We start from the raw sequence: 12,197 nt of genomic DNA on the forward strand, positions 1-12,197 counted from the left end.
CGCGCAGGAGCGCAGGAAGGCAGGGTAGCGGCTGGCCCTGGGGCGGCTACCGCCATCAGTCGTCGCGGGGCTTTTCCCGGCAAATCAGCCGAAGACGGCGATGGCAATCGCGAGATAGTGCGCAGCGAAGGCGAAGACCGTGAGGGCATGGAAGAGTTCGTGGAACCCGAAGTGCTCATAGCTGAAGTTCGGTTTCTTCAGCGCGTAAAAGACCGCACCGGTGATGTAGAGAGCGCCGCCGACGCAGATGAGAACGGCGGAGGCCACGTTGGCGGCGAAGAAATCGGGCAGATAGAACAGTGCCCCGCAGCCCAGCGCGATGTAGATCGGCACGTACAGCCAGCGCGGCGCGTCCGTCCACAGCAGCCGGAACAGCACCCCCAAGATGGCTCCGGTCCAGATCACCCACAGCAGGAGCTCTGCCTTGGGCCGGTCCAGCAGAGCCCACGCCAGCGGCGTGTAACTGCCGGCGATTACCAACATGATGTTCGTGTGGTCCAGACGTTTCAGGACGATCTTGACCCGCGGGGACCAGTTCCCGCGGTGGTAGACGGCGCTGACGCCGAACAGCAGTACCCCGGTGAAGGCGTAGACAGCACAGGCAACCTTCAGATCCGGCGTCGGGGCCAGAATAACCAGGACCAGGCCCGCGGCCAGCGCCAGCGGAGCCGTGACGGTATGGATCCAGCCGCGCCACTTGGGCTTGACCATCAGGAGTTCGGCCAGCCGGACCGCGGCATCGTCAAGGGGGCCTGCTCCACGGTCCGCGTGGGGCTCCGGCCCAGGCTCAGGGGTGTTGCTTTCCATGCCGCAATAATAAACTACGGCCCGGTAAGGTACCGGCGAGTAGCCCGAGGTGGGTGACGAACCGGTTCTTCACGTGCGCCACAGTCCGCACTCCGGCGGGTAGCCTAGGATGTGCACAACGGTCGTACTTCAAGGAAGCCAGGTGAATCTGCGGATGGAAATGCCCGGGTTCCTCTATGGCTTCTACGAGCGCAAACTCCAGCGCTCGATGGACCCGGAGCGCATCCCGCGGCACATCGGCGTCATGGTGGACGGCAACCGGCGCTGGGCCCGGCAGTTCAACGCCCCGACCAGCCAGGGCCATCAGGCCGGGGCTGACAAGATCCATGAGTTCCTCGGCTGGTGCCAGGAGCTGGGCGTCAAAGTGGTCACGCTTTACATGCTCTCGACGGACAACATGAACCGCTCGGGCGAAGAACTTGACCTGCTCATGGGGATTATCGCCAACACGCTGGACCGGCTGGACGAGGACGCCGAGATTTCAGTCCATGCCATGGGCGCGCCGGAACTACTGCCGGACTACCTTGCCGCACGGCTCAACCGGCTGACCGCCCGCACCCCCGCCCGCGAGAAGCTCCACGTCAATGTTGCGGTCGGCTACGGCGGCCGACGGGAAATCGTGGACGCTGTCCGCGAACTGCTGCACGACGCCGTCGGACGGGGAGCGGACATCGGCAAACTCGCCGATGAACTGTCCGTCGATGACATCTCCCGTTTTCTCTACACGCGCGGGCAGCCCGATCCGGACCTGGTGATCCGTACCTCCGGGGAGCAGCGGCTCTCTGGTTTCCTGATGTGGCAAAGCGCGTACAGCGAATTCTATTTCTGTGAGGCCCTCTGGCCCGCGTTCCGGAAAGTGGATTTCCTTCGGGCCCTGCGCGACTACGCGGGCCGGCAGCGCCGCTTCGGTTCCTGACGTATCCTGCGGTTCCGGGCGCGTCCATCGAGTGTTCATCCGGCGGGAACGGGAATCGCCGGAGAATTGGCGCCCTACACTCCACGGTGGGCGTAGGTTGATCCCATCAGCAGGCAAACTGCCCGCTGATCGGGGAGGCCGATACATGGAGCGGATGTCCGCACCGGGTGTAGGGGAGGCCGCGTCCGGCTTCCCGGCCGAGCCGCCTCACCACTAACAAATCCGGGCACGCGCCCCGGGGCTGGAGTTGATGTGGCTACTTCTGAACAACTGCCCGACGTTCCCACCCACGAGAATCAGAACGCCTCTCGCGCCCGGCGAGCCACCCCCCAGACCGGTACCGCGGAGAATTCCGCCGGGGCCGGTCCTGCTGTTTCCGGGGAAGGGACAGCACTTGGGGAAGCCGGGGAACCTGCCCGGAGCTTCGTGATCGATACCTCGGTGCTGCTCTCGGACCCGCTGGCCCTGCTGCGCTTCGCAGAGCATGAGGTGATCCTGCCGATCGTCGTCATCAGCGAACTCGAAGGCAAGCGCCACGACCCCGAGCTCGGCTATTTCGCCCGCAAGGCGTTGCGGCTCCTCGATGACCTGCGGGTGGAGCACGGCGGGCTCGACCGCCCCATCCCGCTGGGGCACGACGGCGGCAGCCTCATGGTGGAGCTCAACCACATCTCCGCCGAGGTGCTCCCCACCGGCTTCCGCGGTGGGGACAACGACAGCCGGATCCTCGCCGTCGCCAAGAACCTCGCCAACGAGGGCCGGGACGTCACGGTGGTATCCAAGGATCTCCCGATGCGCGTCAAGGCCTCCGCCATGGGTCTGCAAGCGGACGAGTACCGCAACGAACTCGTCAAGGACTCCGGGTGGACCGGCGTCGCAGAAATCGACGCCGGCGAGGAGGACATCTCCACCCTCTACGGCCACGAGCCGGTCTTCATCCCGGAAGCGGCCGAGATGCCGACGAATACCGGCCTGGTCATCCACTCCCAGCGGGGCTCCGCGCTCGGCCGGGTGGGCGCCGACAAGCAGGTCCGGCTGGTCAAGGGCGACCGTGAAGTGTTCGGGTTGCACGGACGCTCGGCCGAACAGCGGCTCGCGCTCGACCTGCTTATGGATCCTTCGGTCGGTATCGTCTCCCTCGGCGGCCGCGCCGGCACGGGAAAGTCCGCTCTGGCCCTCTGCGCGGGCCTTGAAGCCGTACTGGAGCGCCGGGAACACCGCAAGGTGATTGTCTTCCGGCCGCTCTACGCGGTGGGCGGACAGGAGCTTGGCTACCTGCCCGGGTCGGAGGCGGAAAAAATGAACCCGTGGGCGCAGGCTGTTTTCGACACCCTCGGCGCACTGGTCAGCCCGGAAGTGGTGGAGGAGGTGCTGGACCGCGGCATGCTCGAGGTGATGCCGCTGACCCACATCCGCGGCCGGTCACTGAACGATGCCTTCGTGATCGTGGATGAGGCGCAGTCGCTGGAAAAGAACGTCCTGCTGACGGTCATGAGCCGGATCGGGCAGAATTCCAAGATTGTCCTGACCCACGACGTCGCCCAGCGTGACAACCTTCTGGTGGGCCGGCACGACGGCGTTGCCGCCGTCGTCGAGACGCTCAAGGGGCATCCGCTCTTCGGCCACGTCACCCTCACCCGCTCCGAGCGATCGCCGATCGCTGCCCTCGTGACGGATTTACTCGAGGGGGCTGAGATCTAAGCGCCTTCCGCGGGGGCGCGGCCGGCGATGCGCTCCGCTGCGGGACGTCGCGGCCATGCCTGCAGTGTGCCTACGCTGCGGTAGCCCTGTGCGCGGCTGTCACCTTTCCCGTAGCGGGATTCCCAGGTATTCGGCCGTGGCTTCGTGGCCGTGCACTTGCAGGTGCCAGTCGGGGCGGATGAAGGCGGCGGGGGTGAGGCGGACTCGTTGGGCTTCCTGTCGCTGGCCGCCCCAGGACACGCGGGTGATGCCGTTGAGTTCGTAGCCGAGGGAACGGGAAACGCCGAGGGACTGCTGGTTCCAGACGGCGGCCTCGGACTCCGCGACGTCGGCGCCGAGCCAGTCGAAGGCGTAGAGGGCGACGGCGGCCCGCATCTCCTTGCCGAAGCCGCGGCCGTGCACGCTTTGTTTCAGCCAGGAGCCGGTGCTGACCGTCTTGAGGATGGCGAAGTCTTTGGCCTCGATGTCCTGGCAGCCGAGGAATTCGCCCCCGTGCCAGATACCCAGGAGCAGGGTCCATTCCGAGGGCGACGTGGTGGCGCGGCACTGCCAGTACCATTGCGCCATGTTGCGGCGGAGCTCCTCCGGCGGGGCCTCGGCCCAGGGCCGGCTGAAGGGGCTGCGGCCCGGTTCGTGGATGCCGCTCAGCGCCGCGTCCGCCGCCGCCGGGATTTCCTCGTCGCGGATGGGACGCAGCACAAGGCGGGGCGTGGTCAAGGTCAGGCCGAAAGGCGGCCAGTAGCGGGCGGGTTCAGTCATCCGGGAAGCCTAACCGGGCAGCCGGTGCCCGGCCAGTTCCCCGCGCCGTCAGCCCGCCGGAAGCTCCCAGCTGATGTGTCCGCGGACGTCCGTCAGATTCATGGACTCGGCAAGGAACAAATCATCGAGCATGTATTCCTCCACCGCCAGGATCCGAAGCCAGTGCCCGTAGCCGGGTTGCTCCTCGTCCGGCCCGCCATCCAGCCAGCGGCTCGCGACGCATACGCCGGTGCCGGCGTCGATCCTGACCACCGTCCGGCCCGGCCGGCACAGCGGCGCTCCCGGGTCGCTCGGACGGTAGCCGGGATTCGGCGTCACAGTGGTTTCGAGGGCGGGCCGGCCTTCGTGCATCACCTCGGTGATAGTGTCCAGTTCCACGGCATTCGAACGAGGAAATTCCAGCGGCACAGGGGCATTGCCGGCCAGTTCCACCGGGTCCAGCGCCGCCGCGAACCGGCCATTGCCGAAGCCGGGTTCACCGTAGGCGGCCTCCGGGCGGCGCCGGACCAGGCCCCGGTCATCGTAGACCGGGGTGACGAGGTGGGGCGGCAGCAGCCAGGTCTTTCGAGTGGAGCGGACGTAGAACACATCGCGGGAGTCGTTGATGCCCGTGGTGCTGTGCAGGACCAGGCCGTCCGCTGATTCCAACCTCAGGGCCCCGGGGCGGCGGAGCCATGCACGGACCAGATCCGGTGATGAGGCAGCGCCCGCACCATCGGCGCCGGCGAGGGGCCGGTCCAGGTACTCAAAGCGCAGTGACTGCCACTTCCACGGTGAGGAGCGGCAGAGGTTCCGGAAGGCGGCCGCCTCCTCCGGGGGATCTCCGGGGGTGCGCGCCCCGCGCGCGTTCACGTAGTCCCATGCGGCCATATCCACAGCTTACGCGGGCACTGCCCCGGCGGCCGGATATTCCCGTAGCATCCGAGGGTGATACAACGGCTCGATGAACTGGATGGGGCGACGCCGCTGGCCTTCTGGCTGGTGCTGCTGGCGTGCGCCTACCTGGCCGTTACGGCCGTGCGCCTCACGCTCATCGATGTTCGGCACCATCGGCTGCCGAACAGGATCGTTTTTCCGGCCTACGCCGTTGCAGGGGTGCTGCTGCTGGGCGCCGCGGTGCTCTCCGCGGCCCCCGGTGCGCCGGCCGTGGCCGCCGTGCCCGACGCCGGCGCGGGCCTCTTCGGAGTACCCGGGCTCCGCGTGGTGGCCGGGGGAGCGGCGTTGTGGCTCTTCTACTTCCTGTTGCGCGCCTTGTATCCGCCGGGGATGGGGTTCGGCGACGTCAAGCTGGCGGGCGTGCTGGGAATGTACCTGGGGTTCCTCGGCTGGCCGCACGTGCTGGCGGGCACCCTGGCCGCATTCCTGTTTGGCGCACTGTGGAGTCTGGCCCTGCTGGTTTCGCGGCGCGGCACCCTGAAGTCGAGTATCCCCTTCGGACCGTTCATGCTGGCCGGCGCCGCAGTCGCCATGGTCTTTCTCCCCGCGGCATGAAGCGGAAGACGCCGGGCCGATGTGACTAGGCATGCGGCATGGCAACCCCCGACTTCATCCTCAACCTTCGCGCCAGCATCGGCCATGGGACGCTCTGGATTCCCGGAGTCCGGGCTGTCGTGTTCGACGACGCCGGCCGGGTCCTGCTTGGCCAGCGGGCCGATAACGGCAGGTGGGGACTGATCACCGGGATTCTGGAGCCAGGCGAAGAACCGGCAGCGGGTCTGCTCCGGGAGGTCCTGGAGGAGACCGGCGTCGTCGCTGTGGCCGAACGGCTGGTCTCGGTCGACGCCGTCGGGCCCACCGTTTACCCCAACGGCGACGTCTGCCATTTCCTGACGCTGGACTTCCGGTGCCGCTATGTCGCCGGGGAGGCGAGGGTCAACGACGACGAATCCCTGGCCGTGGGCTGGTTCCTGCCGCAGGATTTCCCCGAGCTGATGTCCGGGCACCTGGAGAGCATTGACCGTGCGGGGCAGGCGGACGGGGCGGCCCACTTCCAGCGCTGAGGGCCCCTACCGCGCGCTGGCAGGAGGCACCGGACCGGAGTGCCGTTCGGCCTCGAGACGTTCTGCCTCTTCTCCGCCGACAGCCTCGCCGCGGGCCACCATGCCGGCGGTGTCCGAGAGGGGGATCTGCCGCAAGGTCAGCGCAAGCACCAGGGCCACCGCGAGGAAGGGCAGCAGATACCAGAACACCGGCGCCAGCGAGTCGGCGTAGGCGTTGACGATCGCGTCCTTGAGCTGGGCCGGAAGCTGGCTGAGAGCCTGCGGATCCAGAGTGCGGGTGGACTGCGAGGCCTGTTCCGCCGAGGCTCCCGCGCCGGTGAACGCCTGCGCCAGGGAATCGGAAAGCCGGGCGGTGGTGCGGGGCCGGAGACGACACCGGCCGGCACCTTTTGTGCAAAGGTGCCGGCCGGCGTCGGACGTTTGGCGGGGGTGGAGGTTCCACCCCGGGGGAGGGGGCTAGGCCTTGTGCGGCGGGCGCGTCATGGACATGACGTCCAGGGCGGTGTCCAGTTGTTCTTCGGTCAGTTCCCCGCGCTCCAGGAACCCCATGGCCACGACGGTTTCGCGGATGGTCAGGCCCTCGGCGACGGATTTCTTGGCGATTTTGGCGGCGTTTTCGTAGCCGATGAACTTGTTCAGCGGCGTCACGATGGACGGCGAGGCCTCGGCCAGGAAGCGGGCCCGTTCGACGTTGGCCGTGATGCCGTCGATCATCTTGTCGGCCATGACGCGGCTGGTGTTGGCCAGCAACCGGATGGACTCGAGCAGGTTGGCGGCCATGACGGGAATGCCGACGTTGAGTTCGAAGGCGCCGTTGGTGCCGGACCAGGCGATGGTGGTGTCGTTGCCGATCACCTGGGCGCACACCATGATGGAGGCCTCGCAGATCACCGGGTTGACCTTGCCCGGCATGATCGAAGAGCCCGGCTGCAGGTCCGGGATCGCGATTTCGCCGAGGCCGGTGTTGGGGCCGGAGCCCATCCAGCGAAGGTCGTTGTTGATCTTCATGTAGGAAATCGCAATGTTGCGCAGCTGGCTGGAGGCCTCAATCAGGCCGTCGCGGTTGGCCTGGGCCTCGAAGTGGTCCCGCGCCTCGGTCAGCGGAAGCCCGGTGTCCGCGGACAGCAGTTCGATGACCCGCTCCGGGAAACCGGCGGGCGTGTTGATCCCGGTGCCGACGGCGGTGCCGCCGAGCGGAACCTCGGCCACGCGCGGGAGTGAGGCATTGATGCGCTCGACGCCGTAGCGGACCTGTGCGGCGTAACCGCCGAACTCCTGGCCCAGGGTCACCGGGGTGGCGTCCATGAGGTGCGTGCGGCCGGACTTGACGACATCCTTGAACTCGACGGCTTTGCGCTCCAGGGACTCGGCGAGGTAGCCCAGGGCCGGGATCAGGTCGTTGATCAGGGCGGACGTGGCGGCCACGTGGACCGAGGTAGGGAAGACGTCGTTGGAGGACTGTGAGGCGTTGACGTGGTCATTCGGGTGGACCACTTTGTCGCTTCCGGCGGCCTTCAGGGCCCGGGTGGCCAGCTCGGCGAGGACCTCGTTGGTGTTCATGTTCGAGGAGGTCCCGGAACCGGTCTGGAACACGTCGATGGGGAAATCGCCGTCGTACCCTCCGGCGGCCACCTCATCGGCGGCATCCGCGATCGCCTGGGCAAGCTCGCCGTCGAGCACTCCCAGTTCTGCGTTGGCCTGCGCTGCGGCCTTCTTGACGCGGGCCAACGCTTCGATGTGGGCGCGCTCAAGAGTTTTGCCGGAGATGGGGAAGTTTTCGACGGCGCGCTGCGTCTGGGCGCGGTACAAGGCGTTCACGGGGACGCGGACTTCGCCCATCGTGTCGTGTTCAATGCGGAATTCTTCGGTGTTCAACTCTTCTGTGGAAGTCATGGGGCTAGCTTATTGGGCGGAGGGGTCCCATCGAAAACCGTGAAGGGCCCGCCGCCCGGCCGCCGGAGGACCCTAGAGCTCGCCGATACCGGAAACGAGGTCCGCCCGGCCGTCGGCCAGGGAGTAGGCGAGCCCGATCACTGCGGACCGTCCGCTCCCGACAGCCTCGGAAATCACTCGCGAGCTGTCCACGAGCCGCTGTGACGTCTGCTTGACGTTTTCCACGACCATGTCGTTGACGTCGTGCCGGTCATTGCGCAGCGAGGTCAGCACCGCCGGGGTGATGCGCTCGACGAGGCTGCGCATGAAGCCCACGGGCATCTGGCCGGTCTCCATGGCGTTCTTGGTGGCCGTGACCGCGCCGCAGCTGTCATGCCCGAGGACCACGATCAGCGGCACCGAGAGGACGCTGACGCTGTATTCGAGCGAACCGAGGACGGCGTCGTCGATCACATGGCCTGCGGTGCGGACCACAAAGGCATCGCCGAGGCCCAGATCGAAGATGATTTCAGCGGCCAGCCGGGAATCCGAGCAGCCGAAGATCACCGCGAAAGGGTGCTGGTTCTCCACGAGGGAGGAGCGGCGGGACGCGTCCTGGTTGGGATGGGAGGAGTTGCCGGAGACGAAGCGCTCATTGCCTTCGCGGAGGCGGCGCCAGGCAAGTGCGGGAGTGAGATAAGTAGCCACGGGCCTATTTTACGGCGAAGCGGCGGAAGACGGTGAAACTGTTGCTTGGGTGCTTCCGGGCGACGCGGCGGTATTCCCCGGCAGGGACGTGACGACGGCGGCCGCCAGCTTGGTGAACTCATCGAGTTGGGCCTCGCCGGTCAGGATGACGGTGGTGCCGCCGGCGTCCGCGAGCACCATGCTCTTCTCGCCCTTGCCGGTATCGCGGAGTTCCCAGTCGCGGCCGCCGGCACTGCGGGTGCCGGTCACGGGCGCGTTCTTCACCTGCTGCAACAGCCAGGTGGGGTTGGGTTGGCGCGTCTGCACGAGGGCTATGAAGGATTCCTTGGGGGTGAGGTAGCCCACCTCCCACGTCGGTACGCCGCTGCCGGTTCCGGACTCCCAGCGGGCATAGTTGGCGCGGAAGGTGTCGCCGACAACCGGCGCTGCGGGGGTGAATCCTGCCACACCGGCGGCGTTGCCCGCGACGGCGCTGACGTCAATGTTGGGCCGGTAGCCGTCGGTCTTGGGCGAGGGGTTCATCAGGACGATGGGCAGGAACGCGGCAATGCTGAGGGCCAGCGCAATGATCATGCCGATTACTGAGGCGTTGGCGCGCTTCGCCGCGCCGGCGCTGAGAACGGGTTTGGCGGGCGGCTGGCCGGATGCGCCGGGCGTTTCCGCGCCGGCGGTGCCGGTAGGGGACCCGGGGGCTGCGGGGGGCGTTTCCTGCAATTCACTCACCCCTCTATAGTCGCCCATTTCGGGCCGATCTCACATTCGGGGAGCAGAACCGGCCGGGGCGCGGGGCGTTCACGGAATGGTCATTCCACGACGCAGCTTTCCGCCACGACTATGATCAGGTACAGACGAGATCATAAACAAACGAATCACCGCCGCGGATCGATCCTGTCCGTGCGGCTTCACTGATCGCCACTCGAAGAAGAGGTTCACGTGACACCAGCGCCAATGACCCAGAAGTATTCCACGCTCTCCCCGTCGCTCGCCGTCGGCATCGACGAGCCGGACCGCAACCTTGCTCTGGAACTGGTCCGCGTCACCGAGGCCGCCGCGATCGCCGGAGGCCACTGGGTGGGCTTCGGGGACAAGAACAAGGCCGATGGCGCCGCCGTCGACGCCATGCGTTCCTTCCTCCAGACCGTCCACTTCAACGGTGTTGTGGTGATCGGCGAGGGCGAGAAAGACGAAGCCCCGATGCTCTTCAACGGTGAGAACGTCGGCGACGGCACCGGCGCGGAGTGCGACGTCGCCGTCGATCCGATCGACGGGACCCGCCTGGCGGCCCTCGGCATCAACAACGCCCTGGCGGTCCTGGCCGTCGCCGAGCGCGGTTCCATGTTCGACCCCTCCGCCGTGTTTTACATGGAGAAGCTGGTCACCGGCCCCGAAGCCGCGGACATGGTGGACCTCCGGTTGCCGGTCAAGCAGAACCTGCACCTGATTGCCAAGGCCAAGGGCGTCAAGGTCAACCAGCTCAACGTCATGATCCTGGACCGGGACCGCCACCGTGGACTCGTTGAGGAAATCCGCGAAGCCGGGGCCCGGACCAAGTTCATTATGGACGGCGACGTCGCCGGTGCTATCGCGGCGGCCCGCGCCGGCACCGGAGTGGATGCCCTGATGGGCATCGGCGGAACGCCCGAAGGCATCGTCACTGCCTGCGCCATCAAGTCCCTCGGCGGCGTCATCCAGGGCCGGCTGTGGCCCACCAGCGATGACGAAAAGCAGAAGGCGATCGACGCCGGCCACGACCTCGACCGTGTGCTGTCGACCAACGACCTCGTCTCCAGCGACAACTGCTACTTCGCCGCCACCGGCATCACGGACGGTGACCTGCTCAAGGGCGTGCGCTACTCCAAGGACAAGGTCCTGACCCAGTCCATCGTCATGCGCTCCAAGTCCGGGACCATCCGCTTCGTTGACGGCGAGCACCAGGCGAGCAAATGGGAAGGCTACGCGCGCAAGAACTAGCGCCCGGCGCACCAGCCAGGACACCCGGATCCCGGGGCGCACGTCGCGTCCCGGGATCCGCTGTATCCAAACCTTGCTGGTTCCCGCGCCGGCCGGCCCGGCCGCAGTTCCCCGGACGGCCCGGCCGCATTGGGTAGGGTGGGACCATGACATGGCTCGTAACAGGTGGCGCAGGATATATCGGTTCACACGTGGTCTCCGCTTTGCGCGGAGCCGGCATCCAGGCGGTGGTGGTCGACTCGCTCTCCAGCGGTCACCGCGAGTTCGTCCCGGAGGACGTGCCATTCGTGCACGGCACCATCCTCGACTCGGAGCTCGTGGCCCGCACCATGCTGGACCACGGCGTCACCGGCGTCATCCACCTCGCCGGCTTCAAATACGCCGGTGTCTCCGTGCAGGAGCCGCTGTTGACCTACGAGCAGAACGTCACCGGCACCGCAGAACTGCTGAAGGCCATGGAACTCGCCGACGTGGACAAACTGGTCTTCTCCTCCTCTGCTGCAACCTATGGCACCCCCACCGGGGACATCGTCACCGAAGCGACCCCCACGCTGCCGGAATCCCCCTACGGGGAAAGCAAGCTGATCGGCGAATGGCTGATCCGCGACCAGGGCGTGGCCCGCGGGCTCAAGCACACCTCGCTGCGCTACTTCAACGTCGTCGGCTCCGGCTCGCCCGACCTCTATGACACCAGCCCGCATAACCTGTTCCCGATCGTGCTCCGGGCACTGACCGCCGGCAAGACCCCACGCATCAACGGCACCGACTACAACACTGCAGACGGCACCTGTGTGCGCGATTACGTTCACGTCGCCGACCTTGCCGCTTCGCATGTCGCCGCTGCCCAGGCCCTCGCGGCCGGCACGCCGCTGGAACGCGTCTACAACCTGGGCTCCGGCGATGGACTTTCCGTCCGGGAAATCATGACGGCGATGGCCAAGGTCACGGGCATCGACTTCGAACCCGAAATTGGCCCGCGACGGGCGGGGGACCCTGACCGGGTCGTAGCCGACGGCACCCTGGCGGCACGTGACCTGGACTGGAAGATGCGCCATTCCGTCGAAGACATGGTCGCCAGCGCGTACGAAGCGCAAAAGAAAGCTGTTTCCGCAGGAAACTAACGCTGGCACGCCGCCGAGCAACGGACATGCCCAGTCTTTGGGCCCCGGTGTGCTGGCGCCGTCGGACATGTCCAGTGTTCGGGCCCGGGAGTGGACATAGCGGGTTTATGTCCATCCGTCTGGGCCCGGGATGGGCATGCCCGGGGTTGAAGCCTGGGGATGTGCTGCCTTTGGGGACATGTCCATTGCTCGCAGGCTGGGAGGTCGCGGCGCCGTCGGGCATGTCCAGTGGGCGGGCCCGGGAGTGGGCATAGTGGGTTTATGTCCATCCGTCTGGGCCCGGGATGGGCATGCCCGGTGTTGAAGCCTCGGGATGTGCTGCCTTTGGGGGACATGTCCATT

12 protein-coding genes and 1 pseudogene are annotated in these 12,197 nt (G+C 66.9%); 6 read left to right on the plus strand and 7 right to left on the minus strand.

Annotated elements, in window-relative coordinates; translation table 11 throughout:
- Window positions 1-84: 84 nt before the first annotated feature.
- Entirely contained in the window at window positions 85-807 is a 723-nt protein-coding gene (locus tag VUN84_04660; protein XAS64972.1) for a hemolysin III family protein, read from the minus strand.
- Between the two features lie 154 nt (window positions 808-961).
- Here VUN84_04660 and VUN84_04665 point away from each other — a divergent pair, with 154 nt between their 5' ends.
- Both VUN84_04665 and VUN84_04670 read left to right on the plus strand, forming a co-directional pair.
- On the plus strand, window positions 962-1,723 hold the full coding sequence (locus tag VUN84_04665) for an isoprenyl transferase (GenBank protein XAS65753.1): 762 nt from the start codon (window positions 962-964) through the stop codon (window positions 1,721-1,723).
- Window positions 1,724-1,975: 252 nt separating this feature from the next.
- Complete coding sequence (locus VUN84_04670; GenBank protein XAS64973.1) at window positions 1,976-3,424, plus strand: PhoH family protein; 1,449 nt, start codon at window positions 1,976-1,978, stop codon at window positions 3,422-3,424.
- Between the two features lie 99 nt (window positions 3,425-3,523).
- On the opposite strand, the gene VUN84_04675 is transcribed toward VUN84_04670, so the two are convergent.
- Window positions 3,524-4,183 carry a GNAT family protein gene (locus VUN84_04675; GenBank protein XAS64974.1) on the minus strand — a complete coding sequence of 220 codons (660 nt, stop codon included), beginning with the start codon at window positions 4,181-4,183 and terminating at the stop codon, window positions 3,524-3,526.
- A 48-nt stretch (window positions 4,184-4,231) separates the two neighbouring features.
- Window positions 4,232-5,053, minus strand: coding sequence for a hypothetical protein (locus tag VUN84_04680; GenBank protein XAS64975.1), 822 nt, complete (start codon window positions 5,051-5,053; stop codon window positions 4,232-4,234).
- Window positions 5,054-5,110: 57 nt separating this feature from the next.
- On the opposite strand from VUN84_04680, the gene VUN84_04685 reads away from it, so the two are divergent.
- Window positions 5,111-5,674: an A24 family peptidase gene (locus VUN84_04685; GenBank protein ID XAS64976.1), complete on the plus strand. Its 564-nt coding sequence runs from the start codon at window positions 5,111-5,113 to the stop codon at window positions 5,672-5,674.
- A 38-nt stretch (window positions 5,675-5,712) separates the two neighbouring features.
- The gene (locus tag VUN84_04690; protein ID XAS64977.1) at window positions 5,713-6,183 is read left to right on the plus strand and encodes an NUDIX domain-containing protein; all 471 of its coding nucleotides are present in this window, start codon (window positions 5,713-5,715) and stop codon (window positions 6,181-6,183) included.
- 6 nt (window positions 6,184-6,189) lie between these two features.
- Here the strand turns inward: VUN84_04690 and VUN84_04695 are convergent.
- The 4 genes and pseudogenes from VUN84_04695 to VUN84_04710 all read right to left on the minus strand — a co-directional run bounded on the left by VUN84_04695 (window position 6,190) and on the right by VUN84_04710 (window position 9,486).
- Window positions 6,190-6,531: pseudogene (locus tag VUN84_04695) on the minus strand (MFS transporter).
- 108 nt (window positions 6,532-6,639) lie between these two features.
- On the minus strand, window positions 6,640-8,076 hold the full coding sequence (locus tag VUN84_04700) for a class II fumarate hydratase (protein XAS64978.1): 1,437 nt from the start codon (window positions 8,074-8,076) through the stop codon (window positions 6,640-6,642).
- Between the two features lie 72 nt (window positions 8,077-8,148).
- Entirely contained in the window at window positions 8,149-8,763 is a 615-nt protein-coding gene (locus tag VUN84_04705) for a carbonic anhydrase (GenBank protein ID XAS64979.1), read from the minus strand.
- A gap of 9 nt (window positions 8,764-8,772) precedes the next feature.
- Window positions 8,773-9,486, minus strand: coding sequence for a DUF4245 domain-containing protein (locus tag VUN84_04710; protein XAS64980.1), 714 nt, complete (start codon window positions 9,484-9,486; stop codon window positions 8,773-8,775).
- Window positions 9,487-9,711: 225 nt separating this feature from the next.
- Between VUN84_04710 and glpX the strand changes: the two genes are divergently transcribed.
- The gene (gene glpX, locus VUN84_04715; protein ID XAS64981.1) at window positions 9,712-10,734 is read left to right on the plus strand and encodes a class II fructose-bisphosphatase; all 1,023 of its coding nucleotides are present in this window, start codon (window positions 9,712-9,714) and stop codon (window positions 10,732-10,734) included.
- Between the two features lie 146 nt (window positions 10,735-10,880).
- Window positions 10,881-11,855, plus strand: a complete 975-nt coding sequence (gene galE / locus VUN84_04720) for a UDP-glucose 4-epimerase GalE (GenBank protein ID XAS64982.1) — start codon at window positions 10,881-10,883, stop codon at window positions 11,853-11,855.
- The last annotated feature ends 342 nt before the right edge of the window (window positions 11,856-12,197 follow it).

The organism is Micrococcaceae bacterium Sec5.8 (assembly GCA_039636775.1).
Classification (GTDB): Bacteria; Actinomycetota; Actinomycetes; order Actinomycetales; family Micrococcaceae; genus Arthrobacter.

Coding starts and splice junctions, on each gene's coding strand:
- VUN84_04660 (XAS64972.1), bottom strand. CDS start 807: ATGGAAAGCAACACCCCTGAGCCTGGGCCGGAGCCCCACGCGGACCGT.
- VUN84_04700 (XAS64978.1), bottom strand. CDS start 8,076: ATGACTTCCACAGAAGAGTTGAACACCGAAGAATTCCGCATTGAACAC.
- VUN84_04665 (XAS65753.1), top strand. CDS start 962: ATGGAAATGCCCGGGTTCCTCTATGGCTTCTACGAGCGCAAACTCCAG.
- VUN84_04690 (XAS64977.1), top strand. CDS start 5,713: ATGGCAACCCCCGACTTCATCCTCAACCTTCGCGCCAGCATCGGCCAT.
- VUN84_04680 (XAS64975.1), bottom strand. CDS start 5,053: ATGGCCGCATGGGACTACGTGAACGCGCGCGGGGCGCGCACCCCCGGA.
- VUN84_04675 (XAS64974.1), bottom strand. CDS start 4,183: ATGACTGAACCCGCCCGCTACTGGCCGCCTTTCGGCCTGACCTTGACC.
- glpX (XAS64981.1), top strand. CDS start 9,712: ATGACCCAGAAGTATTCCACGCTCTCCCCGTCGCTCGCCGTCGGCATC.
- galE (XAS64982.1), top strand. CDS start 10,881: ATGACATGGCTCGTAACAGGTGGCGCAGGATATATCGGTTCACACGTG.